Origin of the sequence: Streptomyces sp. V4I2 (assembly GCF_030817655.1) — a bacterium.
Classification (GTDB): Bacteria; Actinomycetota; Actinomycetes; order Streptomycetales; family Streptomycetaceae; genus Streptomyces; species Streptomyces plumbiresistens.
Window position 1 is genome coordinate 6,881,901 of record NZ_JAUSZM010000003.1, and the last position, 26,211, is coordinate 6,908,111.

General features: G+C 70.2%; 21 protein-coding genes and 1 pseudogene. 9 read left to right on the top strand and 13 right to left on the bottom strand.

Annotation, left to right across the window (positions count from 1 at the left end; genetic code table 11):
* Window positions 1–9: 9 nt before the first annotated feature.
* On the bottom strand, window positions 10–381 hold the full coding sequence (locus tag QFZ76_RS32645; RefSeq protein WP_307677057.1) for a DUF192 domain-containing protein: 372 nt from the start codon (window positions 379–381) through the stop codon (window positions 10–12).
* A gap of 176 nt (window positions 382–557) precedes the next feature.
* Entirely contained in the window at window positions 558–1,043 is a 486-nt protein-coding gene (locus QFZ76_RS32650) for a DinB family protein (RefSeq protein ID WP_307677058.1), read from the bottom strand.
* A 101-nt stretch (window positions 1,044–1,144) separates the two neighbouring features.
* On the opposite strand from QFZ76_RS32650, the gene QFZ76_RS32655 reads away from it, so the two are divergent.
* Window positions 1,145–1,975, top strand: coding sequence for a class I SAM-dependent methyltransferase (locus QFZ76_RS32655; RefSeq protein ID WP_307677059.1), 831 nt, complete (start codon window positions 1,145–1,147; stop codon window positions 1,973–1,975).
* Between the two features lie 23 nt (window positions 1,976–1,998).
* Here the strand turns inward: QFZ76_RS32655 and QFZ76_RS32660 are convergent, their stop codons facing one another.
* The gene (locus QFZ76_RS32660) at window positions 1,999–2,193 is read right to left on the bottom strand and encodes a hypothetical protein (RefSeq protein ID WP_307677060.1); all 195 of its coding nucleotides are present in this window, start codon (window positions 2,191–2,193) and stop codon (window positions 1,999–2,001) included.
* Between the two features lie 862 nt (window positions 2,194–3,055).
* Here QFZ76_RS32660 and QFZ76_RS32665 point away from each other — a divergent pair.
* From QFZ76_RS32665 to QFZ76_RS32685, 5 genes and pseudogenes are all read left to right on the top strand, one after another.
* Window positions 3,056–3,829, top strand: coding sequence for an isoprenyl transferase (locus QFZ76_RS32665; protein ID WP_307677061.1), 774 nt, complete (start codon window positions 3,056–3,058; stop codon window positions 3,827–3,829).
* A gap of 350 nt (window positions 3,830–4,179) precedes the next feature.
* Window positions 4,180–5,506 (top strand): annotated as a pseudogene (locus tag QFZ76_RS32670) (PhoH family protein).
* A 398-nt stretch (window positions 5,507–5,904) separates the two neighbouring features.
* On the top strand, window positions 5,905–6,606 hold the full coding sequence (locus QFZ76_RS32675; protein ID WP_307677062.1) for a transglycosylase SLT domain-containing protein: 702 nt from the start codon (window positions 5,905–5,907) through the stop codon (window positions 6,604–6,606).
* A gap of 123 nt (window positions 6,607–6,729) precedes the next feature.
* Window positions 6,730–8,040, top strand: coding sequence for an AI-2E family transporter (locus QFZ76_RS32680; RefSeq protein WP_307677063.1), 1,311 nt, complete (start codon window positions 6,730–6,732; stop codon window positions 8,038–8,040).
* A 187-nt stretch (window positions 8,041–8,227) separates the two neighbouring features.
* Complete coding sequence (locus tag QFZ76_RS32685) at window positions 8,228–8,608, top strand: roadblock/LC7 domain-containing protein (RefSeq protein WP_307680200.1); 381 nt, start codon at window positions 8,228–8,230, stop codon at window positions 8,606–8,608.
* Window positions 8,609–8,632: 24 nt separating this feature from the next.
* Here the strand turns inward: QFZ76_RS32685 and QFZ76_RS32690 are convergent, their stop codons facing one another.
* The 5 genes from QFZ76_RS32690 to QFZ76_RS32710 all read right to left on the bottom strand — a co-directional run bounded on the left by QFZ76_RS32690 (window position 8,633) and on the right by QFZ76_RS32710 (window position 13,459).
* Window positions 8,633–10,972 carry an ABC transporter permease gene (locus QFZ76_RS32690; protein ID WP_307677064.1) on the bottom strand — a complete coding sequence of 780 codons (2,340 nt, stop codon included), beginning with the start codon at window positions 10,970–10,972 and terminating at the stop codon, window positions 8,633–8,635.
* Entirely contained in the window at window positions 10,969–11,658 is a 690-nt protein-coding gene (locus tag QFZ76_RS32695) for an ABC transporter ATP-binding protein (protein ID WP_266434284.1), read from the bottom strand. The genes QFZ76_RS32690 and QFZ76_RS32695 overlap by 4 nt, the downstream gene beginning before the upstream one ends.
* A complete protein-coding gene (locus QFZ76_RS32700) occupies window positions 11,655–12,179 on the bottom strand; it encodes a PadR family transcriptional regulator (RefSeq protein ID WP_307677065.1) in 525 nt (174 codons plus the stop codon). Before QFZ76_RS32700 ends, QFZ76_RS32695 begins: the two co-directional genes overlap by 4 nt.
* A gap of 93 nt (window positions 12,180–12,272) precedes the next feature.
* A complete protein-coding gene (locus QFZ76_RS32705; RefSeq protein WP_307677066.1) occupies window positions 12,273–12,527 on the bottom strand; it encodes a hypothetical protein in 255 nt (84 codons plus the stop codon).
* Window positions 12,524–13,459, bottom strand: coding sequence for an SPFH domain-containing protein (locus tag QFZ76_RS32710; protein WP_307677067.1), 936 nt, complete (start codon window positions 13,457–13,459; stop codon window positions 12,524–12,526). Before QFZ76_RS32710 ends, QFZ76_RS32705 begins: the two co-directional genes overlap by 4 nt.
* A gap of 245 nt (window positions 13,460–13,704) precedes the next feature.
* Here QFZ76_RS32710 and QFZ76_RS32715 point away from each other — a divergent pair, with 245 nt between their 5' ends.
* Complete coding sequence (locus tag QFZ76_RS32715) at window positions 13,705–16,008, top strand: transglycosylase domain-containing protein (protein ID WP_307677068.1); 2,304 nt, start codon at window positions 13,705–13,707, stop codon at window positions 16,006–16,008.
* A gap of 84 nt (window positions 16,009–16,092) precedes the next feature.
* Here QFZ76_RS32715 and QFZ76_RS32720 read toward each other — a convergent pair whose 3' ends face one another.
* The 4 genes from QFZ76_RS32720 to QFZ76_RS32735 all read right to left on the bottom strand — a co-directional run bounded on the left by QFZ76_RS32720 (window position 16,093) and on the right by QFZ76_RS32735 (window position 23,503).
* The gene (locus tag QFZ76_RS32720; protein WP_307677069.1) at window positions 16,093–18,198 is read right to left on the bottom strand and encodes a SpoIIE family protein phosphatase; all 2,106 of its coding nucleotides are present in this window, start codon (window positions 18,196–18,198) and stop codon (window positions 16,093–16,095) included.
* 295 nt (window positions 18,199–18,493) lie between these two features.
* Window positions 18,494–19,189 carry a DUF402 domain-containing protein gene (locus QFZ76_RS32725; protein ID WP_307677070.1) on the bottom strand — a complete coding sequence of 232 codons (696 nt, stop codon included), beginning with the start codon at window positions 19,187–19,189 and terminating at the stop codon, window positions 18,494–18,496.
* Window positions 19,190–19,272: 83 nt separating this feature from the next.
* Complete coding sequence (locus QFZ76_RS32730; RefSeq protein WP_307677071.1) at window positions 19,273–20,658, bottom strand: aspartate ammonia-lyase; 1,386 nt, start codon at window positions 20,656–20,658, stop codon at window positions 19,273–19,275.
* Between the two features lie 1,153 nt (window positions 20,659–21,811).
* Entirely contained in the window at window positions 21,812–23,503 is a 1,692-nt protein-coding gene (locus QFZ76_RS32735) for a fumarate hydratase (protein WP_307677072.1), read from the bottom strand.
* Between the two features lie 185 nt (window positions 23,504–23,688).
* Between QFZ76_RS32735 and QFZ76_RS32740 the strand changes: the two genes are divergently transcribed.
* Together QFZ76_RS32740 and QFZ76_RS32745 are read left to right on the top strand one after the other, a co-directional pair.
* Window positions 23,689–24,381, top strand: coding sequence for a DUF1707 domain-containing protein (locus QFZ76_RS32740; protein ID WP_266434264.1), 693 nt, complete (start codon window positions 23,689–23,691; stop codon window positions 24,379–24,381).
* A 184-nt stretch (window positions 24,382–24,565) separates the two neighbouring features.
* Window positions 24,566–24,943, top strand: a complete 378-nt coding sequence (locus QFZ76_RS32745) for a WhiB family transcriptional regulator (protein WP_307677073.1) — start codon at window positions 24,566–24,568, stop codon at window positions 24,941–24,943.
* A gap of 113 nt (window positions 24,944–25,056) precedes the next feature.
* Here QFZ76_RS32745 and glpX read toward each other — a convergent pair whose 3' ends face one another.
* Window positions 25,057–26,091 carry a class II fructose-bisphosphatase gene (gene glpX, locus QFZ76_RS32750; RefSeq protein WP_266434260.1) on the bottom strand — a complete coding sequence of 345 codons (1,035 nt, stop codon included), beginning with the start codon at window positions 26,089–26,091 and terminating at the stop codon, window positions 25,057–25,059.
* Window positions 26,092–26,211: the final 120 nt, after the last annotated feature.

A 26,211-nucleotide genomic window follows, 5' to 3' on the forward strand; every position in this document is an offset into this window, starting at 1 on the left:
TGCCGGCTCCTACTCCGCCTTCACCTCGACCGCCACCCGAACCCCGACCCGCAGCCCCCATCCCGCCATCACCCCGGCCTCCGCCTCCAGCACATGCCGGGCCCGTACCCTCGGCAGGCCCAGTCGCCCGGGCTTCATGGTGCGTACGGCGATGACCCTGAGCCTTCGGTCCAGGTACGCGACGTCGATCGGCATGCCCATCCGGAACGTGTGGACGCTGCCGGCGGGGGAGAGGAGCATCGCCCCGTCGACGGAGTCCCGGCCGAGCAGGCCCTTCGTACGGGCCCGGTACGACGCGGCGATCTCCAGCGGGACCCTGACGACCGCCCCGCCCTCGCCGGGTACGACCAGCTCCCCCCGCCCGTCACGCCACCGACCCATCGCGAGCCACCCACCTCTCCCTCTGCGCCTCCCTATTCATACGCGACACCTTCGGCAACGGCGTCGTCCTCCGGCGCCACGAGCGCGACCGCACCGGCGACGCGTGACCACGCCCTGCTGGTCCTGCCGCACCTCCGTGCCCGGGACTGTCCCGGGTGACTCCCTTGGTCACCTGGTCAGCCCGGCCGGTGATCCCCCGTAGCCCCGTCGATGAGCTCCCGCAGGATGTCCATGTGGCCCGCGTGTCTCGCGGTCTCCTCGATCATGTGGACCAGGACCCAGCGCAGGGACATGGAGGCCCCCTCGCGCCAGGCCGGACGGCCCAGTTCGTCCAGGGGCAGGGTGGAGATCGTGCGGTCGGCGGCGGTGCGGGCGCGGCCGTAGAAGTCGGTGATCCGGGACGTCGGCTCGTCCTCGGCCACCACCATGTCCTCGTACGGGTCGAACCACAGCGGCTCGACCTCGCCGCCGAAGGCCTCCACGAACCAGCCGTACTCCACGGATCCCAGATGCTTCACCAGGCCGAGCAGGTTCGTGCCGGACGGGGTGACCGGCCGGCGCAGCTGCTCGTCGTCCAGCCCCTCCAGCTTCCACAGGACCGCGTCCCGGTGGCGGTCCAGGCTCGCGCGCAGGGTCTCCTTCTCCCCGCCCGCGTACGGCATGCCCGAAGCGTCCTGTACTCCTGGTACTCCCTGAACACCCTGACTCGTCATGATGTGAAAATTAACAGCGGCCACTGACAACGCCCTGGGACCATCTCCCCATGGCAGAGCAGCACGGCACGACGGACCACGGCACGACGAAGCACGTGCGGCGGCGACGCGGCTTCGAGGAGCTCCTCGCCGAGGGCGCCGCCGTCCCCACCGAGGGCTGGGACTTCTCCTGGTTCGAGGGGCGGGCCACCGAGGCGCGGCCCTCATGGGGCTATGCGCGCTCGATGGCCGGCCGGCTGGCCGGCGCGACCGCCGCGCTCGACCTCCAGACCGGCGGGGGAGAGGTCCTGGACTTCGCCCTCGGCGCGGCCGCCCCGAAGGCCCCGGCGCTCACCGTCGCGACCGAGGGCTGGCCGCCGAACGTGGCCAAGGCCACCACCCTGCTCCGGCCGCGCGGCGTCGCCGTCGTCGCCTCGCCGGAGGACGCGCCCCTGCCCTTCGCGGACGCGACCTTCGACCTCGTGGTGAGCCGGCATCCCGTGAACCCCAACTGGCCCGAAATCGTCCGTGTGCTGGAGCCGGGCGGCACCTACTTCGCCCAGCACGTCGGCTCCCGCAGCGTGTTCGAGCTCGTCGAGTACTTCCTCGGCCCCCTGCCGCCGGAGATCAGCGCGGACCGCCACCCCGACCGCGAACGCGCCGCCGCCGAGGCCGCCGGCCTGGAGGTCGTCGACCTGCGCGCCGAGCGCCTCCGTATGGAGTTCCACGACATCGCGGCCGTCGTCCACTTCCTGCGCAAGGTCGTCTGGATGGTCCCCGGCTTCACCGTCGAGGCGTACGAACCCCGACTTCGCGCCCTGCACGAGCGAATCGAGTCCGAGGGCCCCTTCGTCGCCCACAGCACCCGGCACCTCTTCGACGCCCGAAAGCCGAAGCAATAGCGTTCACGCGTGCGGCCCCGCCGTCACTTCCCCACCACCAACTCCGCCTTCGCCTCCAGCACTTCCCCCGCCCGCTCCGCCTGCTCGCCCAACTCCCGCTCCTGCCGCGCCGTGAGGCGCCCGAGCGGCTCCACCGTGCCGGTACGGGCGACGACCTCCTCGCTCAGCTCGTCGATGGTCAGACACACGCCGTCCAGGGCGTCCCCGATCGCCGCCATGATCTGCTCCTCGGTGACGGGGCGTCCGGTGCGAACGGACTCGCCCGGACGGTACGGCCGTCAGCGCGGCGCTCCACACCGGCAGTTCCCGCCAGTTCCCGCGCGGCGAGCAGATGGACGGTCCCGCGCCGACCGCCTGGTCCCACGTGATTCTCACGGTCATGCGGCGAGGGGAGGACGGTATGACGGTATGAGGTCAGATCCTGTCCTAGTCCGAAGGGTTCGGGTTCTCCATAAACGCCCAACGGGGATGTGTGCCCCGTATATCCATGCCTCCACAGGGTTTCCACATTGTTATCGCAGGCGGCTCGCCTCTTACTCGCCTCTCACGTAAGTTCAGACCAAGGTAATTCGCGTGAGCAAAGTTGCGCGGGCGGTACCGTGCAGTGGAGGGGGCTGCGCGGTGCCGCGGCCACCGCCGACACTCCCGGCGTCAAAGGCGCGCTCGGCCCGGCGTCACCCGGAAGAGGGAAGTGCACCGAACCTCCCGGATCTCCCCGCAACCTTCCGATTCCCCTGAGAATCCGCTGTGTTCCGGCCATGAACCCGCCCCTGAGGGGCCCCGAACGGCCACCGGGCCGTCGCTGCCCGACTCCGGAGAGTAGTTGTGGCACGCCGATGCACGCAGCATCACTTACGAAGGGTTATGGTGGAAACCCCCCCTCGGGCCGGTCCGTATCCCCCCCACGGACCGGCCCGTTTTTTGTTCTCACAGGGGGCACCCGTAGGAGATGTGGGGCCACCTCCCCGGGGGGCGAGCCCGCCGCCACAGGCGCCGCAACCCTCCCGCACCCCACACCACACGCCCGCGATACCCTTCGCTCCGCGGGGACCGCCACCGTCCGGAGGGGCTGACAATCACGTGAACCTGCGCGACAAGCTGCGCAGCCTGCTCGTCAGGCTGTACGCACGCCGGGTGGAAGGCCACCTGGACCACGCCCAGGTGCCCAAGCACATCGGTGTCGTCATGGACGGCAACCGGCGCTGGGCGAAGGCCGCGGGTTCCACCACAGCCCAGGGTCACCGCGCCGGTGCGGACAAGATCGAGGAGTTCCTCGGCTGGTGCACCGAGACGGACGTCGAGGTCGTCACCCTCTGGCTGTTCTCGACGGACAACTTCGACCGGCCGCAGGAAGAGCTGGTCCCGCTCTTCGGGATCATCGAGGACGTCGTCCGTTCCCTCGCCGCCGACGGCCGCTGGCGCGTGCACCACGTGGGCACGCTCGACCTGCTGCCGCAGGGCATGCAGCGCACCATCAAGGAGGCCGAGGAGGCCACCGAGAAGGTCGACGGAATACTGGTCAACGTCGCCATCGGCTACGGCGGCCGCCAGGAGATCGCCGACGCGGTCCGCTCGATGATCCTCGACGCCGCCGACAGGGGCACCTCGATGGAGGACCTCGCCGAGTCCGTCGACGTCGACATGATCGGCCGCCACCTCTACACCGGCGACCAGCCCGACCCCGACCTGGTGATCCGTACCAGCGGCGAGCAGCGGCTGTCCGGGTTCATGCTCTGGCAGACGGCCCACTCGGAGTACTACTTCTGCGAGGTCTTCTGGCCGGCCTTCCGCAAGGTCGACTTCCTGCGCGCCCTGCGCGACTACGCAGCGCGCCACCGCCGTTACGGCGGCTAGTCGACCGCGTTCCGTCAGCCGGGGCTGCCAACCCGTCGAAGGGCGCCCGAATACCCCGTTTTGGGGCGGAAGTAACAAGGAGTTCACCAGCGCGCCGTCATATGCACTGGCATGGCGGCGCATGTTCGAGGGCATAAGCCAAGCAGGTCGACGCCCGAACCACGGGTGTCGTATCTCAGCGGACGGCACGGGGCCGTCCGCCCGGGAGGCCCTTTGCACCAGCCCGACCGTGCGGTCACAGCGCGGACGACAAGGCGGAGGGCCGGTTCTCGGTCCGTGCAGAGCGGCCGACGACCGGTCCAGCTCCACTCCGTCGCTCCCCGACCTCATCCGAGGGGGTACGTCCTTCCGTGGTGACCAGCACAAAGCGCCACAAGCCAGACCGGCGCACTTATGTTCTCGACACCAGCGTCCTGCTGGCCGACCCGCACGCCCTGAACCGCTTCGACGAGCATGAAGTCGTGCTGCCGATCGTCGTGGTCACGGAACTGGAGGCCAAGCGGCACCATCCCGAACTCGGCTACTTCGCCCGGCAGGCCCTGCGCCTGCTCGACGAGTTCCGCGTCCAGCACGGCCGCCTTGATGCTCCCATCCCGATCGGGGACCTCGGCGGGACCGTCCGTGTCGAGCTCAACCACTCGGACCCCAGCGTCCTGCCCAGCGGCTACCGCCTCGGGGACAACGACTCCCGCATCCTCGCGGTCGCCCGCAATCTGCAGGCCGAGGGATTCGACGTCACGGTTGTGTCGAAGGATCTCCCCGCTCAGGATCAAGGCCTCGTCCGTGGGGCTCCTCGCCGAGGAGTACCGCGCCGAGCTCGCGATCACGGACGCCTCCGGCTGGACCGGAATGTCCGAACTGACCCTGCCCGGCGAGCAGGTCGACATCCTCTTCGAGGAGGGGCAGGTCTACGTCCCCGAGGCCGCGGACATGCCCGTGCACACGGGGCTGATGATCCAGTCGGAGCGCGGCAAGGCGCTCGGCCGGGTCACGCCCGAGGGCAATGTCCGGGTGGTGCGCGGGGACCGCGAGGTCTTCGGCATCAAGGGCAGGAGCGCCGAGCAGCGCATCGCGCTCGATCTGCTCCTCGACCCGGACGTCGGGATCGTGTCCATGGGCGGCCGGGCCGGCACCGGCAAGTCGGCACTCGCGCTGTGCGCGGGGCTCGAGGCGGTCCTGGAGCGCCGTCAGCACAAGAAGGTGATGGTCTTCCGGCCGCTGTACGCGGTGGGCGGGCAGGAGCTCGGCTATCTGCCCGGCTCCGAGTCCGAGAAGATGAGCCCCTGGGCACAGGCGGTCTTCGACACGCTGTCCGCGGTCACCAGCCGCGAGGTCATCGAGGAGATCAGCGCCCGCGGGATGCTGGAGGTGCTCCCGCTCACCCACATCCGCGGCCGCTCCCTGCACGACGCGTTCGTGATCGTGGACGAGGCGCAGTCACTGGAACGGAACGTCCTGCTGACCGTTCTGTCCCGGATCGGCGCGAATTCACGGGTCGTTCTGACCCACGATGTGGCGCAAAGGGACAATCTGCGAGTCGGCCGCTACGACGGTGTCGTCGCCGTCGTCGAGAAACTGAAGGGGCATCCGCTCTTCGCCCATGTCACGCTGACGCGGTCCGAGAGGTCCCAGATCGCGGCCCTTGTGACCGAAATGCTGGAGGATGGGCACATCTGATAAGCCCGGTCCAATTAGGGCCGGTTACGCGGTAGTTGGCGCCGTTCGGAAAGGCAGTGAGCCTAGCCGGGCGGCGCCTTCGCGCGTGGAGCTTTCTCGGAATCCCCTGGCCCAAACGAGATGTGAGCTTTCACACGCAACTCAGAATTGCCTTGCGGCGTCCGGTTACGGCAGAGTCTCACTCCTGTCAGGCCCCGCATACGGCACACCTGTACCCCCAGCGGTACGGCACCACTGAAGCACCACATCAACTCCATATCGTCGCCGTATGCCGCCCGCTCACCACGCGGCGCTCCCCGCAAGGGAGTTGCCCACCGGGCCCGCGCCTCCGTGACCCCGCAGTGGGGAGGCCAGTGCCAGGGGCACGATTGCGTCCGCCAGGGTCACCGAAGCGGGCGATGCTGGAAGGAAACCGTGTGAGCCCGATTTCGGTCCGGGGATTCGCAGTGGCCTCTGCCACGGCGGTCACCGCTGTCGGAAGCGTTGTTGGAGTTGCCTCGGGCAGCACCGCGCAGAACAACGACGCCGAGGCGACTGCAGCCGACTCGACGCTCCTCGCAGACATCCCCGCGGGTCAGCAGGCCCAGGTACAGACCGCCTCGCTGACACAGCAGGCGGACGTACAGGCCATCGCCGCGGACGCGAGCGCCAAGAAGGTGGCGGAGGAAGCGGCCCGCAAGGCTGCCGCCCAGACCGCGATAGAGAAGAAGGAAGCCGCCGAGAAGGCTGCCCAGGAGGCCAAGGAACGCGCCGAGGCGAAGACCAAGGCCAGCCGGGACTCCTCCAGCTTCCCCGTCCAGAACTCCTACACCATCGCGCAGATCCAGGCGATGGCGCAGGCGATGGTGCCGAGCGGCCAGTGGCAGTGCTTCAGCAACATCGTGGACCACGAGTCCAGCTGGAACTACCGCGCCGTCAACGCCTCCTCCGGCGCCTACGGTCTCTTCCAGGCCCTGCCGGGTTCCAAGATGTCGTCGGTCGGCGCCGACTGGCAGACCAACCCGGCCACCCAGATCAAGTGGGGCCTCAACTACATGGACAGCCGCTACGGCAGCCCCTGTGAGGCCTGGTCCTTCTGGCAGGCCAACAACTGGTACTGAGCCCGCGACGCTCAACCCCGCGCAGCCCCTCCCCGTCCTAGGGGGAGGGGCTTTCGCCATGTACGGTCGGTGCGGACGACGCCAGGGGGAGTGGTGGGGAGAGACGGGGAAAAGGGACGGATCATGTCACCAGTGCCGGGGTGGCTCGGTCGGGTCGGCGCCAAACTGACCGACATGGGTGAGCGGTTCGGCGAGCGCCGGGCCGAGGCGGAGCGCGAGCACGCGGAGGCGGAGGAACGCGACCTGCCTCCCGACCACCGTCCGTCGCCCGCCGATCCCACGCCCCCGGTCGCCGCGGACCGCCCGGATCCCGCCCTCGCCGTGCCCTGGGGCGTCCGGGTCGCCGCCGAGGCCGGCTGGCGCCTGCTCGTCCTCGCCGGCACCCTCTGGGTCCTCATGCGGGTCATCAGCGCCGTACAACTCGTCGTGCTGGCGTTCGTGGCGGCGCTGCTCATCACCGCGCTGCTCCAGCCGACGGTGGAACGGCTGCGGCGGCTCGGCTTCCCCCGCGGGCTCGCCACCGCCCTCACCGCGATCCTCGGCTTCGTCGTCATGGGCCTGATCGGGTGGTTCGTGACCTGGCAGGTCATGGAGAACATCGACAACCTCTCCGACCAGGTCCAGGACGGCATCGACGAGCTGCGCAAGTGGCTGCTCAACAGCCCCTTCCACGTCACCGACAAGCAGATCAACGACATCGCCGAGAACCTGCGCGAAGCGGTCGGCGCGAACACCGACCAGATCACCTCGGCGGGCCTGGAGGGCGTGACGGTCGTGGTCGAGGCGCTGACCGGCATACTGCTGGCGGCCTTCTCGACGCTGTTCCTGCTGTACGACGGCCGGCGCATCTGGGAGTGGACGCTGAAGCTGGTGCCGGCGGCGGCCCGGCCGGGTGTGGCGGGCGCGGGCCCGCGGGCCTGGCGGACACTGACGGCGTACGTCCGCGGCACGGTGATAGTGGCCCTGATCGACGCCATCTTCATCGGCCTCGGCATCTACTTCCTCGACGTCCCGATGGCCGTCCCGCTCGCCGTCTTCATCTTCCTGTTCGCCTTCATCCCGCTCGTCGGCGCGGTCGTGTCCGGGGCGTTGGCGGTGGTGGTCGCGCTGGTGACGCAGGGTGTCTTCACGGCGGTCATGGTGCTCGTGGTCGTCCTCGCGGTCCAGCAGATCGAGGGCCACATCCTCCAGCCGTTCATCCTGGGCCGCGCGGTCCGGGTGCACCCGTTGGCGGTGGTCCTGTCGGTCGCCGCGGGCGGGATGGTCGCGGGGATCGGCGGTGCGGTGGTCGCGGTGCCCTTGGTGGCGGTGACGAACACGGTGGTCGGCTATCTGCGCTCGTACTCCCACGAGGCCGCGCTGAAGCAGTCGCCGAGGCCGAGGGGCGCCACGGCGGTGGAGACGGCACCGACGGAGCCGCCCCCGGCGTCGTAGCCCGGCGACGACAACGCCGGTAGTTGTCAAATGGGCGCTGTGCAAAGGCAGTTGGGCAACCGGAAGGCTCAACTAACGCCAGTCGGCGACAGCTCGGAATACCGCGTCCGGAATATGCGCCCGACCTGATACGCATGCCTCCCTCGGTGCTGCTCACAGAGATAGGGGAGCCGGACACATGGACCACATGGACCACAAAGCCCTGGCGCTGGAAATGCGCGGCCTGCGCGAACAGGTCACCGGGATCACCGACACCGCCCTCGCCGCCGCCGACGGACTGCTGATCGTCGCCGACACCGCCGACTCCATCGACCCGGAGGGCCTCGCCGCCCTCGCCGCGGCCGGCCTCGGTCTCGCCCGCCGTACCGCCGAGGCCACCGCCCGCGGCAGCCTGCGCCGGACGGTGACGTACGGCAGCCACGGCTGCGCCGCGGTGTACGCCGTCGGCGACACCGCGCTGATGGTCGTCCTGGGCGACGAGGGGATCGACGTGGACGAGCTCCACCGCGCGACCCAGCCGGCTCTGCGCCGTATCGGCTCGATCCTCACCGACCGGGAAACAGCCTGAAGGAACCGGCGGGCCGCGCGCGGGCTACTCCGTCCGCAGTCCGTCCGGCCGCATCAGCCGCAGCAGCGGCGGCACGCTGAGCAGCGTCACCACCAGGACGACCGCGGCACCGACGCCGGTCATCGACAGCACGCTCGGCCAGTCCACGCGCACCCCGTTGCCCGCCATCCGCAGCAGGACCGCGCCCAGCGTCAGCCCCACCACCGAGGCCAGCAGCAGACCGAGCGCGATCGGGATCGCCGTCTGCCACAGCACCGACAGGCTCAGAGTGCGCCGCCGGGTGCCGAAGGCGACCAGCGCCGACAACAGCCTCTTGCGCTCGCGGAGTTGCTCCAGCTGCGAGACCAGGAGGCTCGCGCCGATGAGGGCGAGCACGCAGGCGGCGCCGACGAAGAGGCCGGTGCGGATCGCGGTGTAGCGGTCGGCCCGCTGGACCGACTGCCAGACCATGGGCTCCCTCAGCGGGTCGATGGTCGCCGCCGTGTTCCGCACCAGGTCGCGGACGTCCGGCACGGACTCGTCGAGCTTGAGGTAGAGCTGTCCCTCCAGGGCCGCGTCGGCCGCGGCCGGCAGCGCCTTCGGGGTGATCAGGAAGCCGCCCCGCTCCGACCCGGTCGGGTCCGGGCGGGTCTGTGCCTGCTTCATGCCCGACGGGACCACCCAGGGCACCTCGGAGTTCTTCACGTCGCCCTCGTAGGACGGGTCGAGGTACAGCGTCCGTCCGCCCTTGGCCAGCTTCTGCGTGTCGGTGTCGTAGTCGGCACCCCGTACGGCGAACACGTCGCCGTCCCGGCACGAGGGCAGCGTGGCCACCTCCCGCAGTGACGCGCAGTCCGCGACGGTCACCTGGGTGCCGAGGACCGGGTCCGTGCGCCGCTCGCCGACGTATCCCCCGGAGTACGCGTAGACCTGGCGCACGCCCTCGGTCCGCCGGAACTTCTCGACGGAGGGGCCGAGCGGTTCCCCGTCCCCGAGCGTCACCTGCATCTGCGCCAGCGAGACGTCGTAGCCGGTTCTCTTCGTGTAGTCGCTCTCCACCCCGGCGAACAGCATCTGCAGTGCGATCGCCCCGGCCACCGCGACCGCGATGCCGTTCACCATCCGGGCGGCCGTACCGCTGCTCAACTGGAGCCTGCGCACGGCCAGTTGCCAGGCCACGCCGCCCGAACCCAGCCGGGCCACGACCGCCTCGACGATCCACGGCAGCAGCGCGGTCACGCCGACGAGCAGGAGGACGACACCGCCGGTGACGAGGTACTGGTTGAAGTCGCCCTCGTCGCGGCCCTGTCCGACCATCGGGTAGAGCATCGCGAGTCCGCCCAGCGGCAGCAGCAGCCGCCACCACAGCCGGCGCCGCGCGGGCTTCGCCGTACGCACCACACCGAGCGGCTCGATGACCACCCCGCGCAGCGCGAACAGCGTCACCAGTACGGCGGCCGCCGGCACGGCGAGGCCGACCAGCAGGGCGAGCACGGGGGAGGGGTTGAGGTAGCTCGGGTACACGCTGATGTCGTAGACCTCGACCGAGCCCGCCACTTGACGGCCGATCAGGAAGAAGCCCGCCCCGAAGACCAGCCCGAGCAACGAGCCCGCGAGCGCCTCGCCGGCGGCGATCCGCCGGGTGGACCGGCTGTCGGAGCCCACCAGCCTGAGCGCCGCCAGCCGCCGGTCGCGCCGCTCACCGCCGAAGCGCACGGCCGCGGCGATGAAGACGGCGACCGGCATCAGCAGGACGACGAAGACGACGAGGATCAGCAGGAGCAGGACGGGGTCCATGTCCTCGGAGGCCCCCTGGGAGAGCCCGAACTTCTCGATCCGCGCCACCCCGCCTCCGCCGAGCTTCTCGGCGAGGCCCTGGCCGCCCCGGTAGAAGGCGAGCTCGGCCGAGCCGATCAGCCCGCTCTCGCCGATCGTGCCGACGATCCGCTGCGGCAGCCGCTCCCGCAGCAGCTTCCCGGAGCCGGACTCCAGGAGGTCCTTCAGCGCGGGGGAGACCACCATCTCGCCCCGCGCCGGGAACTCCTCCACCCCCGGCGGCAGCGGCGCCCGCGGCCCCTCCGGCTCCAGCTCCCGCCCCCGGACGTACTGGTCGCGGAAGGCCGTATCGGCGTTCGTGATCAGGAGGGAGTGGTCCGACCTGGAGACCTTGGTCTCGGTGTCACCGTAGTAGAGGTCGTTGCGCGCGGCCGCCCGGTCGTCCCGGACGGCCAGTGCGTTCGGCAGCGCGGTCGTCAGCAGCAGCAACGCCACCCCGAGCCCCACGCCGACGGCCGTCAGCACCGCCCGCATCCACCCCTCGCGCCCCCCGGCGAACGCGAACCTGACCCCCATGGCCAGGTCCCGCCACCACTGCCTCACCCTCATACGACGCGCTCCATGTCCCGGGACTTGCCGTCCCGTACGACGATCTCGCGGTCGGAGTACGCGGCCACCCGCGCCTCGTGCGTGACCAGCACGACGGCGGCGTTGGTGGACCGGGCGGCGTCCGTGAGCAGCTCCATCACCCGCTCGCCGTTGAGGGAGTCGAGCGCGCCGGTCGGCTCGTCGGCGAACAGCACCCGCGGGTTGGTGACCAGCGACCGCGCGACGGCGACCCGCTGCCCCTGCCCGCCGGACACCTCGCCGGGCCGCTTCTTCCTCAGGTCGTCGACCTCCAGCCGCTCCATCCACCCGAGCGCGGTCCGCTCGGCCTCCTTGCGGGAGGTGCCGTTCAGCCTGAGCGGCAGAGCGACGTTCTCCACGCAGGTCAGCTCGGGCACCAGCTGCCCGAACTGGAAGACGAACCCGAAGTCGCTGCGCCGGAGCGCACTGCGCTGGGCGTCGTTCATGGTGGCCATCTCGCGCCCGTTGTACGTGATCGACCCGGAGTCGGGCGGCACGATCCCGGCGAGACAGTGCAGCAGGGTCGACTTGCCGGACCCGGACGGGCCCATCACGGCGACGACCTCGCCGGGGTGGATGGAGAACTCGGCGCCGTCGAGGGCGACGGTCGGGCCGTACGCCTTGCGCAGCTCGTCGGCCGCGAGCAGGGAACCGGCGGGGGCGGTCACTTGGTCACCACCTCGGCGAGCTTCTCCAGCCGCGCGGCCGTCAGTTCCAGCCAGCGCAGATCGGCCTCCAGATGGAACAGCGCGTGGTCGCAGATCAGCTGGTCGGCCAGATCGCCCCTGCGCTTGCGGTCGGTGAGGATCCGCATCATGCGCAGGTGCTCGGCACGCTGGGTGTCGAGGATGTCGCCCGCGTCGCGCCGGGTGAGCAGCGCGAGGACGACCTTGGTGTACAGCGTCGACTGGAGGTACGGCTCGGGCTTCTCCGGCGTGGCGAGCCACCGCTGTACGTCGGTGACGCCGGCCTCGGTGATGGCGTACCGCTTGCGCTCGGGCCCGCCGCCGGGTTCGATCCCGTCGACCTCGACGAGCCCGTTCTTCAGCAGGCGGGACATCGTCGAGTAGACCTGGCCGTAGTGCAGCGGCCGGTCGTGACCGAACTTCTCGTCGAAGGCCCGCTTCAGGTCGTAACCATGACAGGGGCCGGACTCCAGGAGTCCCAGGAGGGTGTGACCGATGGACATGAGGGGACTGTACATGGGGTGTATACCCCGCATGTATACCTGGAGTGTGTACGTCCTGGCGGGGCGTACGGCCGTGCAGGTGGGAGTCGATTGTCACGGTTCTGCGACAGGCCCCGAACCCCCGGGCGGACGCCCCCGGCGGGGCAGGGGACCGGTCTCCCTCGGCAGCCGCCCCGCGTCGGCCAGCGCCTTCCGCAGGAGGAACTCGATCTGCGCGTTCGCCGAGCGCAGCTCGTCACCGGCCCACCGGGCGAGCGCCTCGTACACCGACGGGTCCAGCCGCAGCAGCACCTGCTTGCGCTGCTGCGGCCGACGCTGAGGGGTCGAGCCCTCGGAGGGATCCGTCACTGGTAGAGCGTCCCCGTGTTGAGGACCGGCTGCGGAGCCCGGTCGCCGCACAGCACCACCATCAGGTTGGACACCATCGCCGCCTTCCGTTCGTCGTCCAGCTCCACGATGCCCCGCTCGGAGATCCGGGCCAGCGCCGCCTCGACCATGCCCACCGCGCCGTCCACGATCTCCCGCCGGGCCGCGACGACCGCCCCGGCCTGCTGCCGCTGGAGCATCGCCGAGGCGATCTCGGGAGCGTAGGCGAGGTGCGTGAAGCGGGACTCGATGATGGAGACGCCGGCCGCCTCCACGCGCGCGTGCAGTTCGACGGCGAGCTTCTCGGTGATCTCCTCGGCGTTGCCGCGCAGCGAGAGGCCGTCCTCGTCATGGGCGTCGTACGGGTACTCGATGGCGATGTGCCGGACGGCCGCCTCGGTCTGGGTGGAGACGAACTCCAGGAAGTCGTCCACCTCGAAGGTGGCCTGCGCGGTGTCCTCGACCCGCCACACCACGACCGCGGCGAGCTCGATCGGGTTGCCGTAGGCGTCGTTGACCTTGAGGACGGCGGTCTCGTGGTTGCGGACCCGGGTCGAGATCTTCTCGCGGGAGGTGAACGGGTTCACCCAGCGCAGTCCGTCCTCGCGGATCGTCCCGCGGTAGCGCCCGAAGAGCTGGACCACCCGGGCCTCGCCCGGCGCCACCGTGTTCAAGCCGCACATCGCGATGAAGGCGGCGAGGGCGATCACGATGCCGACGACGATCAGCGCGGCCTTGGCGCCGGTCGCGGCGACCGCCGTGGCGGTGACGACCATGCCGATGCCGAGCAGCAGGCCTATCAGGCCCAGCAGCAGCGCGAGCGCGCCGCCGATGCTGTGCGCGGCGAACTCGCGCACCCGTGGATCGGGCATGCGGGGCACGTCGGAGGTGGGTGCGGAGTCGTGTGTGGACATGGGTCCCCCCGTTTTTCTAGCTTCTCGTTCTAGCTTCGTTCTAGCTAATTGATATCACTTTACCCCGTCACGGCAACCCTGACCCCCTCTCAGTGGTCAGGTTCCATGGACTCGGGTGCTGATTCTCACGTCCGTAAAAGACCGGATCGAAGGCCCTTTGTCACAGAGAGCGGTGTTAGCTTTCTGAGCTGACTTGGGCCAGCAACCTGTGTGACAGCCGAGAACGAAGCGGAGCGAGCGGAGTCATGGGACGAGCGGAAGAGAGACGAGCGCGGCAGCGCGGTGGTCGCCGCGCGGCGCCCAAGAGCCGCCACTCGTCGGCCGCCGCGGGCGGCAAGCCCGGGAAGAGCGGCATACGCAGGCTGTTCACCTGGAAGAAGATCCTCGGCACCTTCTTCGGCCTGTGCCTGCTCGGCATCGGCGCGTTCATCGCGCTGTACATGATGGTCGACGTGCCCAAGGGCAACGCGGCCGCTCAGCAGCAGAGCAACGTCTACGAGTACAGCGACGGCACGATCCTGGCCCGCGTCGGCGAGACCAACCGCGAGATCGTGGAGCTCAGTGAGGTCCCCAAGCCCGTCCAGTACACCTTCGTCGCGGCGGAGAACAAGACCTTCTACACGGACGCCGGCGTCGACCTCAAGGGCACCGCTCGCGGCCTGCTCAACACGCTGTCCGGCAAGGGCAAGCAGGGTGGCTCGACGATCACCCAGCAGTACGTCAAGAACTACTACCTCAACCAGGACCAGACCGTCACGCGCAAGCTGAAGGAACTGGTCATCTCGTTGAAGGTGGACCGCACGACGTCCAAGGACGACATCCTCGCGGGCTACATCAACACCAGCTACTACGGCCGCAGCGCCTACGGCATCCAGGCCGCCGCCCAGGCCTACTACCGCGTCGACGCCAAGGATCTCAGCGTCGCGCAGGGCGCCTACCTCGCCGCGCTGCTCCAGGCGCCGAGCCAGTACGACTGGCAGGCCGCGACCGACACCGGCAAGGCGCTGGTGAAGGAGCGCTGGAACTACGTCCTGAACAACATGGTCGAGGAGGGCTGGCTCACCAAGGCCAAGCGCGACGCCATGGAGTTCCCGGTGCCGAAGGAGCCGAAGGGCGCCCCCGGCCTCGACGGGCAGAAGGGCTACCTGGTCGACCTCGCCAACCAGCAGCTCGAGAACCAGCTCATGAAGGAGCAGGACATCTCGCGGGACGAGGCCGAGGCGCAGGTCAAGAACCAGGGCTGGACCATCACCCTGAACATCGACAAGAAGAAGCAGGCCGAGCTGGAGCAGGCGGCCAAGACCCAGCTGACCAGCAAGCTGGACCCCGACAAGCGGCCGGTCGACAAGACCATCCAGGCCGGCGCGGTCTCCGTGGACCCCAAGACGGGCAAGGTCGTCGCCCTCTACGGCGGCGTCGACTACTACAAGCACTTCCGCAGCAACGCGACCCGCGCCGACTACCAGCCCGCGTCGACGTTCAAGCCGGTGATCCTCGCCGCCGCGCTGGAGGAGAACGCGAAGACGCAGGACGACAAGCCGATCACCACGAGCACGATCTACGACGGCACCAGCAAGCGGCCGGTCGTGGACAACGGCACCAAGGTCGGGTTCGCCCCCGAGAACGAGGACGACCAGGACTACGGCGACGTCACGGTCCAGACCGCGATGAACAAGTCCATCAACTCCGTCTTCGCGCAACTCGGTGTCGACGTCGGCATGGACAACGTCCTCAAGGTGGCCGGGCAGCTCGGCATGGACACCACCGACCTCAAGGCGGTCCCCGCGCAGACCCTCGGCACCATGGGGGCCAGCCCGCTGCAGATGGCCGGCGTCTACGCCACTCTCGACAACCACGGCAAGAAGGTCACGCCGACCATCCTCAAGTCGGCCGAGCACAACACCCGCACGGTGGAGCTGCCCGACCCGATCGGCGACCAGGTGCTCAGCCGCGAGACCGCCGACACGGTCACCTCGGTCCTGACCGGCGTGGTCGACGACGGTACGGCCCGCACCTCGGTCCGCGACAACTCCGAGCGCGACGGCCAGCAGGTCGCCGGCAAGACGGGCACCTCCGACGACAACAAGTCGGCCTGGTTCACCGGCTACACGCCCGACCTGGTCACCTCGGTCGGCCTGTTCGGCGAGGACGCGAAGTCCGGCGCGCAGACCAAGATGTACGGCGCGGGCGGCGAGGAACGGGTCAACGGCGGCGGCTTCCCGGCGCAGATCTGGGCGGCGTACACCTTCGGCGTCTCGGCCAAGAACTCCAAGTTCGACCTGGACACCGACCAGGGCGCGGCGGTCCAGCCGACCAAGTCGGTGACCCCGAGCCGGACTCCCAGCCGGACCCCGACGCAGGAGCCGACCACGGAGCCCCCGACGACGGAGCCCGAGACCACGGAACCGGCGACGACCGAACCGCCGACCCAGAGCCCGACGACGACGCCTCCGACGACCAGACCCCCGACGACCCCGACGACTTCACCGCCGGCGGAGGGGACCACGCCGGAGGACCCGCTGGACCCGAGGGAAGACGACACCCTGTAGCAACGGCAAGGGCGCCCGGTATGCACCGGGCGCCCTTGCCGTTGTCTGAGGTCCCCTGGACCTCCTTGAGGTCCGCAGGGACCCTCAACTGCTGTTCAGCTCGAACCAGACGACCTTCCCGGTGCTCAGCCGCGTCGCCCCCCACCGCCGGGCCAGCCGGTTCACCAGATACAGCCCGCGCCCGCCCTCGTCCGTGGCGCGAGCCTGCCGCAGCCGGGGCAGTTGCGGAACGTCGTCCCCCACCTCGCAGCGCAGTACGTCCGTCCGCAGCAGCCGGAGCGTGATCGGCCGGGTCGCATAGCGCACGGCGTTGGTCACGACCTCGCTGACCAGCAGCTCCACGGAGTCGGTGATCTCCTCCATGCCCCAGCGGGCGAGCGCCCGCCGGGCCAGCCGCCGGGCCCGGCCCGGTGCCGCGTCCTCCGGCTCCAGGAACCAGTACGCCACGTCGCTCGGCGCGATCCCGTCGAAGCGGGCGGCGAGCAGGGCGATGTCGTCGTCCCGGTCGCCGGGGCCGAGCATGTCGAGCACCTCGTCGCACAGCGCTTCGAGGGGCGGCGGATGATCGGGTCCGGTCAGCTGCGCGGTGGCGGCGAGCTTCTCGCGCAGCTGCTCTATCCCGGTCCACACGTCCCGCAGGCGCGACTCGACGAGCCCGTCCGTGTAGAGGAGCAGGGTCGCTCCGGCCGGTGCGTCCAGCTCCACCGCCTCGAAGTCGACACCGCCGACCCCGATCGGCGCGCCCGGCGGCACCCGCAGTACCTCGGCACGGCCGCCCAGGTGCAGCAGGACCGGCGGGGGATGGCCGGCGTTGGCGATGGTGATGCGGTGCGAGACCGGGTCGTAGACGGCGTAGAGGCAGGTCGCCATGCGGTCGGTGCCGAGCCGCTGGGCCTGCTCGTCGAGGTGGTGCAGGACCTCCTGCGGCGGCAGGTCGAGCCCGGCGAGGGTCTGCGCGGTGGTCCGCAGCTGGCCCATGATCGCGGCGGACGTCATGGAATGCCCCATGACGTCGCCCACCACCAGCGCCACGCGGCTGCCCGGCAGCGGGATCGCGTCGTACCAGTCGCCGCCGACCCGGGCGGTCTCGGCCGCCGGGAGGTAGCGGGACGCCAGCCGCACGCCCGTGGGTCGCGGCAGCGTCTCCGGCAGCATCGTGCGCTGCAACTCGTCGGCGATGTACGCCTCACGGCCGTACAGCACCGCCTTGTCGATGCCGAGCGCGCTGTGCGTGGCGAGCTGGGCGGCGACCAGCAGGTCGTCCGGCTCGAAGGCGATGCGCTCCGGGCGGCGCAGGAACAGCGCGGCACCGATCACCCGGCGCCGGCCGCGCAGCGGGGCGAGGATCGCCCGCTGTCCGGCGGGTACGGTGAACTCGCCGCCCTCGCCGAGAAGTTCGGTCAGTGCGGCGCGCACGTCCGAGGTGTCCGTGAACACGGGACGCACCCCACGCAGCACCTCGGCGAGCGCGCTGCCGGGCCGTACCTCGCACAGCTCCGTGCCGATCGTGTCCAGCTCGGGCTGATCCGGGACCGGCACCGGCAGGATCCCGTCCTCCAGGTCCCGCTCCTGCGGGATCCGGTCGGTCCGGCGCAGCCGCAGCACCAGGGGCCCGGTGGGCCGCTCGTCGCCGACCGGCAGCGGGTCGCGCAGATAGACGAGGATCGCGTCCGAGAAGGTCGGCACGGTCGCCCGGCACAGCCCCATCACGATCTCGTCGAGGTCGATGCCGCGGGCGATCCGCCGGGTCGCGGCGCCCACGAACCGCAGCCGGTCCCCGTCCCGCCGCATCGGCGTGGGCCGGCCGGGCGGCAGCCCCTGCCCGGTACGGCGCTCCTGGCTCTTGGCGCTCTCGGTGCCCGGCTGGGCCGGGATCGCCTCGGGCACCGGCCGGGGACGGTGCGTGTCCGGCTCGGCGGAGACGGCGGGCTGGGAGTGCTCGGGGTCGGTACCTACGGCTCTGGTGTCCTTACCGCTCGAAGTCGTCGTGCCGGGACCGGCGGGCGGCGTCTCGCCGGCGCGCGCCTGTGCCGGTAAGGCGCCCGCGCCGGGCGCGTGCGACGGCGTGTCCGAGGCGTGCTCGGCACTGTTCGGGTGCGACGGCGCCGAGGTACGCAGGAGCGCCCCGCGGGGATCCGCGGGGTCGGCGCCCGTCTGGGGCCGTTCGAAGGAGGTCGGCTGCTCCGTCACGCGTGTCGAATCCGTCCGTCCGGCGCTGCGTACCGCGCGTGCAGTTGGTCCCGCCGAAAACCCGATACCCGGAATACATGTCCCAGGAACGGATTTCCGGCGTGGCCAGAGGCTGTTTCTGTGCCACCGGCGGGGGCGTCGCGCTCCACACCGGTGTTGCCCTCGTACCTCTCGTTCACGTCCTGCCGCCCCTCGGTGACGATAGGTCAAGCCCAGCGCGTGCTCCGGTACTTGTCACTGCGCGCCCTTGCGGAGGACGATCCTACGTTTCTTGCCCCGGGGCGCATCAAGGGTCTCATGAGGACATGTGCGCGGGCGTACGATCCCAGTCCTCCGGCAGGGCAGGGACACTCCAGGACGGATCGGGACGCCAGTGCTGCCAGCCGTCCGAGAACGGCGGCCCCCAAGCCCGGATCACCTCCACGGCGGACCGCCCCGCCTCCCTTACTTGTTCGGCCAGTTGAGCATCCATCAGCCCGTCCAGCTGGGCCTGCGCGAACTCGTCCTCGTCCCGCCAGTGCCAACTTCGGTCGGGATGTACGGAGATGTCCAGGAAGTGATCCTCGGAGTCCACCCCGCCGTCCCAACGCGTCAGCGGCTCCTCCAGGTTCACGTACCAGTTCTTGAACCGCCAGCCCGGATCCCAGAAAAGCCAGACCGACCAGGGTTCACCGGGTCGCGCCAGCTTCAGCACGCCCGTCCCGAACCACCGGTCGCGCTGCACGGTCCGCGGCTTGGTGTAGCGGCTCTCCAACGGCTCGACGTGCACCGGCGTACCGTCCGCGAGCACCGGCCTCACACACTCGGTGCCCGCCGCCATCCACACGGCGAGCACCTCGCTGTCGTCCCGTACGACGGTGACGGGACGCGCGATGTGGAAGCGCGCGCCGCCGTTCTCCCGGTAACGCCACAGGATCTGACTCCCGGGCGCCCAGCACACCGCCGACCCGCCCGCGTCCGCTTCGGCTCTCACCGCTCCACCGTCTGCCATGCACAGATATTAGGTGCCGCAGGCATACGACGCTGCGGCGCGCGTCACGGTTCACGCGCCGGGCACGAGGCGTGCCCGATCGGTTACGGACGCGTCATCCGCAGGACATCCAACGCCTCGTCCAGCTGCTGTTCGGTGAGGTTCCCGCGCTCCACGTACCCGCCCTCGACGACGACCTGACGGATGGTCTTCTGCTCCGCCAGCGCCTTCTTGGCGACCTTCGCGGCCTCCTCGTACCCGATGTACTTGTTGAGCGGGGTCACCATGGACGGCGACGACTCGGCGTACTCCCGCGCCCGCTCCCGGTGGGCGACGATCCCGTCGACGGTCCGGTCGGCGAGCAGCCGCGAGACGTTGGAGAGCAGCCGAATGGACTCCAGCACGTTCTTCGCGATGACCGGCAGCATCACGTTGAGCTCGAAGTTGCCGGCGGCACCGGCGGTGGCGACGGTCGCGTCATTGCCGATGACCTGGGCGGAGACCATGAGCACGGCCTCCGGGATCACCGGGTTGACCTTGCCGGGCATGATCGACGACCCCGGCTGGAGATCGGGCAGCGAGATCTCCGCCAGCCCGGTGCGCGGCCCGGAGGCCATCCACCGCAGGTCATTGGCGATCTTCGTGAGCGACACGGCGACGGTCCGCAGCTGCCCGCTCGTCTCGACGATCCCGTCCCGGGCCCCCTGCGCCTCGAAGTGGTCGCGGGCCTCGATGAGCGGCAGCCCGGTGGTGCGGGCGACCTCCTCGATGACGGCGGCGGAGAACCCGGGGGGCGTGTTGATCCCGGTCCCGACGGCGGTCCCCCCGAGGGGCAGCTCGGCGAGCCGCGGGAGGGAGGCCCGGAGCCGCTCGACGCCGTACCGCACCTGCGCCGCGTATCCCCCGAACTCCTGCCCCAGTGTCACCGGCGTGGCGTCCATGAGATGCGTCCGCCCCGACTTCACGACGTCGGCGAACTCCTCGGACTTACGGGCGAGGGAGTCGGCGAGGTGCTCCAGTGCCGGGACGAGATCCCGGGTGACGGCGGCGGTGGCGGCGATGTGAATGGACGACGGGAACACGTCGTTGGACGACTGGGACGCGTTGACGTGGTCGTTGGGATGCACGTCCCGCCCGAGCCGCTCGGTCGCGAGCGTGGCGATGACCTCGTTGGTGTTCATGTTGGACGACGTACCGGACCCGGTCTGGAACACGTCCACCGGGAAGTGCGCGTCCCAACGCCCTTCCGCGACCTCGTCCGCCGCCTCCTGGATCGCCGCGGCGACGTCCTTCTCGAGCACCCCCAACTCGGCGTTCACCTTGGCGGCGGCCGCCTTGATCCGGGCGAGGGCCTCGATATGGGCGCGTTCCAGATGCTGCCCGGAAATCGGGAAGTTCTCGACGGCGCGCTGCGTCTGGGCCCGCCACTTCGCGTCCGCGGGGACGTGGACCTCGCCCATGGAGTCGTGCTCGATGCGGTAGTCGCTCATACCGGATACAGCGATCGGAAGGCCACGGATGTTCCGGAGCCCCCCAAGGTTCCACCATTCCGCCGCGCCCCACCGTCCCCCGGTCCCGCGCCGGACGACCGCGGGAGACGGAGCATCCGGCGACACCCTTGCCCTGCGGGCCGCGGGGGGAGGCGGAAGGGGCCGCAGGGGAGGTCGAAGGGGCCGCGGGGACAGCTGCGTCAAGGGGGTGCGGAGGGGGAGTGCCGGCGGGGTGCGGGGTGCTACGGCAGGGCGATGCGGAGGTGGGGCCCAGGGCGGGGTGGGGAGGCGGAGCCGCAGGGGGTGTTGGGCGCTGGTTCAGCGGGGTGTGGAGGCGGAGCGCCAGCGGGGTGCGGGCGTTGCCTCAGTGGGGTGCGGAGGTGGAGCCCCAGTGGTGTGGGGAGGCGGAGCCGCAGGGGGTGTTGGGCGCTGGTTCAGCGGGGTGTGGAGGCGGAGCTCCGGCGAGGTGCGGGACGTTTCCTCAGCGGGTTCGGGGGCCCAGCCCCAGGGAGTGCGGGTAGTTGCCCCAGCGGGTTGCGCAGGCTCAGCCCCGGCGGGTTGCGGGGCGCTGCCTCAGCGGGTGTGGAGGCGGAGCCTCGGGGCTCGGTTGTGGAGGCACAGCCGCAAGGGCGTGAAGGGCGTCGCCCCAGCGAGTTGCGGCGGCCGAACCAGGGTGGCGCATGGAGGCGCAGCACCAGCGGGTTGCAAGAGGCTGCCTCAGCGGGTGCGGAGGCGGAGCGCCAGGGCGGGGTGTTGAGGCGGCAGCCGCAGAGGAGTGTGGCGGCGGAGCCAGCGGAGTGTGGGTCCGTCGCCCTAGCGGGAGGAGGCGCAGCCCCACGGGAGTGCGGGTCGTTGCCTCGGCGGGTTGTGGGGCTCCAGGGCGGGGTCTTGAGGGGCGGCCGTAGGGGAAGCGTGGCAGGCCTGCGGGAGGCGGGTCGTTGCCAGGTTGCGGGGCACCCGGGCGGTGTTGAGGCGGCAGCCGCAGGGGGGTGTGGAGGCGGAGCCTCAGCGGCTGCGGGACGCGGAGGCCGAGCCCCCGGCGGGGTGCAGGGGACGCAGTCCCCGTCGGGGTTGAAGGGGCGGAGCCCCTGGAGGATGGGACGGGTAGGGGCGGCGGGGGCGAAACCCGTTCCCGGCCGCCGCCCCGCAGGCACTACGCGAGCCCGGGCCCACGCACCGGAATCGACGTGAACGTCGGCGCGGGCGCCGGGTCCTGGAAGAAGTCGTTGCCCTTGTCGTCCACGACGATGAACGCCGGGAAGTCCTCGACCTCGATCTTCCAGACGGCCTCCATGCCGAGCTCCTCATACTCGACGACCTCGACCTTCTTGATGCAGTCCTGGGCGAGGCGGGCGGCGGGGCCGCCGATGGAACCGAGGTAGAAGCCGCCGTGCGCGTCGCACGCCTTGGTGACCTGCGCCGACCGGTTGCCCTTCGCCAGCATCACCTTGGAGCCGCCCGCCGCCTGGAACTGCTCGACGTAGGAGTCCATGCGGCCGGCCGTCGTCGGGCCGAAGGAACCGGACGCGTAGCCCTCCGGGGTCTTCGCGGGGCCCGCGTAGTACACGGGGTGGTCCTTCAGGTACTGCGGCATCTCCTCGCCCGCGTCCAGCCGCTCCTTGATCTTGGCGTGCGCGATGTCACGGGCGACCACCAGCGGCCCGGTCAGCGAAAGCCGCGTCTTGACCGGGTACTTGGTCAGCTCCGCGAGGATGTCGTCCATCGGCTGGTTCAGGTCGATCTTGACGACGTCGCCCGCCCCCGCGGCGGAGCCGCTATTGGATTCAGTCAGGTGCTCGTCCGTCGTCTCCGGCAGGAACCGCGCCGGGTCGGTCTCCAGCTGCTCCAGGAAAACACCCTCGGCGGTGATCTTCGCCACGGCCTGACGGTCGGCGGAGCAGGACACGGCGATGGCGACCGGGCAGGAGGCCCCGTGCCGCGGCAGCCGCACGACACGCACGTCGTGACAGAAGTACTTGCCGCCGAACTGCGCGCCGATGCCGATCCTCTGGGTCAGCTCGAAGACCTTCTCCTCCAGCTCCTTGTCCCGGAAGCCGTGGCCCAGCTCCGAGCCCTCGGCGGGGATCTCGTCCAGGTAGTGCGCGGAGGCGTACTTGGCGGTCTTGAGCGCGTATTCGGCCGACGTACCGCCGACGACGATCGCCAGGTGGTACGGCGGGCAGGCGGCCGTACCGAGCGAACGGATCTTCTCCTCCAGGAACTTCATCATGGAGGCCTCGTTCAGGACGGCCTTCGTCTCCTGGTAGAGGAAGGACTTGTTGGCGGAGCCGCCGCCCTTCGCCATGAAGAGGAACTTGTAGGCGCCGCCGTCGGTGGCGTACAGCTCGATCTGCGCCGGCAGGTTCGAGCCGGTGTTCTTCTCCTCCCACATGGTGAGAGGGGCCATCTGCGAGTAGCGCAGGTTCAGGTTCAGGTACGCGTCGTAGATGCCGCGCGAGAGGGCGGCCTCGTCGCCGCCCTCCGTGAGCACGTTCTGCCCGCGCTTGCCCATGACGATCGCCGTGCCGGTGTCCTGGCACATCGGCAGCACGCCCGCGGCCGCGATGTTCGCGTTCTTCAGCAGGTCGAGGGCCACGAACTTGTCGTTGCTCGACGCCTCGGGGTCGTCGATGATCCGGCGCAGCTGGGCCAGGTGGGCCGGGCGCAGATAGTGCTGGATGTCATGGATGGCCTCCTCGGCGAGCTTGCGCAGCGCCTGGGGCTCGACCTTGAGGAACGTCCGCCCGTCGGCCTCGAAAGTGGAGACACCCTCGGAGGTCACCAGCCGGTACGGGGTGGTGTCCTCTCCCGTAGGGAGCAGATCGGTGTACGCGAACTCAGGCATCTCGCCCATTCCTCACTCGACAGACGGCCGCTGGCCTCCATTGGCAGCGCCCACCAGCGTAGAACCTGCCACCGACAGCACTCTTGTGAGGTAATCCTCAGTTGGCCGGATCCAGCCGGATCGAGCCGGGTCAAGGTTGTCCACAGCCCTAGTCGCGATCTATCGCGTTTGGGTACGCTGCTGCCGTGGACCTTCAGAAGCACACCGAACCGCAGCCGCAGTCCCCCGCCGGACTGCGCGCCTCGGACGCCGACCGCGACCGGATCGCCGACATATTGCGCGAGGCCCTCGCCGAGGGCCGCCTCACCGCCGACGAGCACGCGGAGCGCGTCGAGGGGGTGCTGAACGCCAAGACGGTGGGCGAACTGGAGGTCTTCATACGGGACCTGCCGGCCGCCCACGAGCGCCGGGCCGCCCCTGTCTACAACCCGGCCCCCAACCGCCCCACCGACGCCATCCCGCACGACCCGGACGACAACGTGGTCGCGGTCTTCAGCAGCGCCGTCCGCAAGGGCCGCTGGCGAGCGGGCCGCCGTATCCACGCGTACGCCGTCTTCGGCAGCGTGGAGATCGATCTGAGCGAGGCGATCTTCGAGTACCGGCAGGTCGTCATCAAGGCGGTCTCGGTCTTCGGCAACGTCGAGGTCCGCGTCCCGGAGAACGTGTCGCTGCGCGGCACCGGCGGCGGCGTCCTCGGGAACTTCGAGGTGGACACGCTCGATTCGGCCGACCCCGAGGCCCCCGTGGTCTACGTGGACGGCTGGGCCGTGCTCGGCAACATCGAGGGCAAGCCCAAGCGCGGCAAGCTCGTCGCGGACATCCTCGACCGCGTGCACCGCAAGGTCGACAAGAGTTTGCGCAAGCACCTGGATCATTGACGGTTGTGAATTCGACCGGGATGTGAAGCGGATGGGAGGGGAGGGGATCATCGCCTGTCGCGCCCGAAGCGCGCACATCCCTACGGGAATCCAGCGGTTCGGAACTCAGTGCATAGGCGCGCGCACAGCGGGTAGGCCTTGCTGCATCGTCGCTCGCTCGCGAAGCCGTCGTCAGGAGTAGACCGTGCTGCAACCGCCGCATTCGTCCCTGCAGGTAGCTGCCGTTCCGGCCCAGCGGGTGCCAGTGCGGGACAGGGACCAAGACGCACCCTGGCACACCGAGGCGGTGTGCCGGCGCGACGAGGCCGGCCTGTTCTTCGCACCGTCCAAAGAGCCCACCGCCGCCCGGCTCTCCCGCGAGCAGGCCGCGAAACGAGTCTGTTCGGGCTGCCCGGTCATGGTCGAGTGCCGCGAGCACGCGCTCCTGCAACCGGAACCGTACGGCGTCTGGGGCGGACTTACCGCCGCCGAACGCCGAGTGGTCCTGGCGAGGCGCCGCCGCCGCGACCTGGAGCTGAAAAAGGCCGCGAGGTCGGCGGAGCGCATAGCCGCAGCGGGCTGACCGGCCCGCCCGGCATACGCCGATGGGGCGCCCCCACCGCACCGGGGGCGCCCCATCGACGCTGGTCGGACGTGCTCACTTCGCCCGGACGTGCTCACTTCGCCCGGACGTGCCTACTTGGCCCGGTCGAAGTCGATCGCGCTGTAGGCCCGCAGCTTGCTCAGCCGGTGCTCCGAGTCGATCCGACGCACCGTCCCGGACTTCGACCGCATCACGATCGAGTCGGTGGTCGCGGTCTCCGACCGGTACCGCACGCCCCGCAGCAGCTCGCCGTCGGTGATGCCCGTCGCCACGAAGAACACGTTCTCGCCGGACACCAGGTCGTCGGTCGTCAGCACCCGGTCCAGATCGTGCCCCGCGTCGATGGCCCGCTGCCGCTCCTCGTCGTCCTTCGGCCACAGCTTGCCCTGGATCGTGCCGCCCAGACACTTCACGGCACAGGCCGAGATGATGCCCTCCGGCGTGCCGCCGACGCCGAGCAGCAGGTCGACGCCGGTGCCTTCGCGCAGCGCCAGGATCGAGCCGGCCACGTCGCCGTCGGAGATCAGCCTGATGCGCGCGCCGGTCTCGCGGACCTCCTCGATGAGGCCCGCGTGCCGCGGCCGGTCCAGGATGACGACGGTGACGTCCTCGGGCGTGGACCGCTTGGCCTTGGCGACCCGGCGGATGTTCACGGACACGGGCGCGTTGATGTCGACGAAGTCGGCGGCCTCGGGCCCGGTGACCAGTTTGTCCATGTAGAAGACGGCGGACGGGTCGAACATCGACCCGCGGTCGGCGGCGGCCAGCACCGCGATCGCGTTCGTCATGCCCTTCGCGGTCAGCGTGGTGCCGTCGATCGGGTCGACGGCGATGTCGCACTCGGGACCGGTCCCGTCGCCGACGCGCTCCCCGTTGAAGAGCATCGGGGCTTCGTCCTTCTCGCCCTCCCCGATGACTACGACGCCGTTCATCGAGACGGTGGAGACGAGGGTCCGCATGGCTCGAACCGCGGCACCGTCGGCGCCGTTCTTGTCGCCACGCCCGACCCAGCGGCCCGCGGCCATCGCCGCGGCTTCGGTCACCCGTACGAGTTCCAGGGCGAGGTTGCGGTCGGGAGCCTCGGAGGGAACCTCGAGCTCGGACGGCAGATGATGATGCTCGGTCATCGGAGCGCACCTTTCTGATACGGCGACGGCCGGATGAGGGTATGGGCCCGACTCTATCGTCAGGCAGACAAAATGAGCAGGGGGCCCCACGGATGAGCGGACCAGGGCACCTGCGACGAT

Excerpts from the sequence above, each read along its gene's own strand:
- QFZ76_RS32655 (WP_307677059.1), top strand. The coding sequence starts at position 1,145 with ATGGCAGAGCAGCACGGCACGACGGACCACGGCACGACGAAGCACGTG.
- QFZ76_RS32660 (WP_307677060.1), bottom strand. The coding sequence starts at position 2,193 with ATGGCGGCGATCGGGGACGCCCTGGACGGCGTGTGTCTGACCATCGAC.
- glpX (WP_266434260.1), bottom strand. The coding sequence starts at position 26,091 with ATGACCGAGCATCATCATCTGCCGTCCGAGCTCGAGGTTCCCTCCGAG.
- QFZ76_RS32650 (WP_307677058.1), bottom strand. The coding sequence starts at position 1,043 with ATGCCGTACGCGGGCGGGGAGAAGGAGACCCTGCGCGCGAGCCTGGAC.
- QFZ76_RS32690 (WP_307677064.1), bottom strand. The coding sequence starts at position 10,972 with ATGAGGGTGAGGCAGTGGTGGCGGGACCTGGCCATGGGGGTCAGGTTC.
- QFZ76_RS32710 (WP_307677067.1), bottom strand. The coding sequence starts at position 13,459 with ATGTCCACACACGACTCCGCACCCACCTCCGACGTGCCCCGCATGCCC.
- QFZ76_RS32685 (WP_307680200.1), top strand. The coding sequence starts at position 8,228 with ATGGACCACAAAGCCCTGGCGCTGGAAATGCGCGGCCTGCGCGAACAG.
- QFZ76_RS32645 (WP_307677057.1), bottom strand. The coding sequence starts at position 381 with ATGGGTCGGTGGCGTGACGGGCGGGGGGAGCTGGTCGTACCCGGCGAG.
- QFZ76_RS32715 (WP_307677068.1), top strand. The coding sequence starts at position 13,705 with ATGGGACGAGCGGAAGAGAGACGAGCGCGGCAGCGCGGTGGTCGCCGC.
- QFZ76_RS32700 (WP_307677065.1), bottom strand. The coding sequence starts at position 12,179 with ATGTCCATCGGTCACACCCTCCTGGGACTCCTGGAGTCCGGCCCCTGT.
- QFZ76_RS32675 (WP_307677062.1), top strand. The coding sequence starts at position 5,905 with ATGCTGGAAGGAAACCGTGTGAGCCCGATTTCGGTCCGGGGATTCGCA.
- QFZ76_RS32730 (WP_307677071.1), bottom strand. The coding sequence starts at position 20,658 with ATGAGCGACTACCGCATCGAGCACGACTCCATGGGCGAGGTCCACGTC.
- QFZ76_RS32725 (WP_307677070.1), bottom strand. The coding sequence starts at position 19,189 with ATGGCAGACGGTGGAGCGGTGAGAGCCGAAGCGGACGCGGGCGGGTCG.
- QFZ76_RS32735 (WP_307677072.1), bottom strand. The coding sequence starts at position 23,503 with ATGCCTGAGTTCGCGTACACCGATCTGCTCCCTACGGGAGAGGACACC.
- QFZ76_RS32680 (WP_307677063.1), top strand. The coding sequence starts at position 6,730 with ATGTCACCAGTGCCGGGGTGGCTCGGTCGGGTCGGCGCCAAACTGACC.